This is a genomic window from Agrobacterium sp. A3-95 (genome assembly GCF_053521785.1).
In genome coordinates this window covers 1-542 of record NZ_JBNWDR010000035.1, presented here as the reverse complement: position 1 = coordinate 542, position 542 = coordinate 1, and the positions used below count along the sequence as shown (strand labels likewise).

Annotated in this window: 1 protein-coding gene and 1 pseudogene; both read left to right on the top strand. The window is 58.5% G+C overall.

Annotation, left to right across the window (positions count from 1 at the left end):
- On the top strand, positions 1 to 420 hold a 420-nt coding region (locus ACQZ5Y_RS28315; protein WP_448782599.1), incomplete at its 5' end, for a carbohydrate ABC transporter permease.
- Between the two features lie 12 nt (positions 421 to 432).
- Positions 433 to 542, top strand: a pseudogene (locus ACQZ5Y_RS28310) (sugar ABC transporter ATP-binding protein); the annotation flags it as partial.

The window sequence follows — 542 nt, the reverse complement described above, 5'->3', positions numbered from 1 at the left end:
GATACCCGCATTGGGCTGACCGTCATGCTCACCTTCATCAACCTGCCGATCGTGGTGTGGATGCTTTATACCTACTTCCGCGAAATCCCCGGCGAGATCCTGGAAGCAGCCCGCATGGATGGTGCCTCGCTCTGGAACGAGATCGTGCATGTACTGACCCCAATGGCGGTTCCGGGCATTGCCTCGACGCTGCTTCTAAACGTCATTCTTGCCTGGAACGAATCCTTCTGGACCATCCGGCTGACGACCACCAATGCGGCACCGCTGACGGCCTTCATCGCCTCCTTCTCCTCACCGCAGGGGCTGTTCTGGGCCAAGCTCTCGGCCGCCTCGATGATGGCGATCGCCCCCATTCTCGTCATCGGCTGGTTCTCGCAGAAACAACTCGTGCGTGGCCTCACCTTTGGCGCCGTGAAATAAGGAACGACAATAATGGGCAGCATTTCCCTTCAGAACGTGTCCAAGCTCTTCGGCGAGGCAAAAGTCATCCCGTCGATCGATCTCGACATCCATGACGGCGAGTTCGTCGTCTTCGTCGGCCC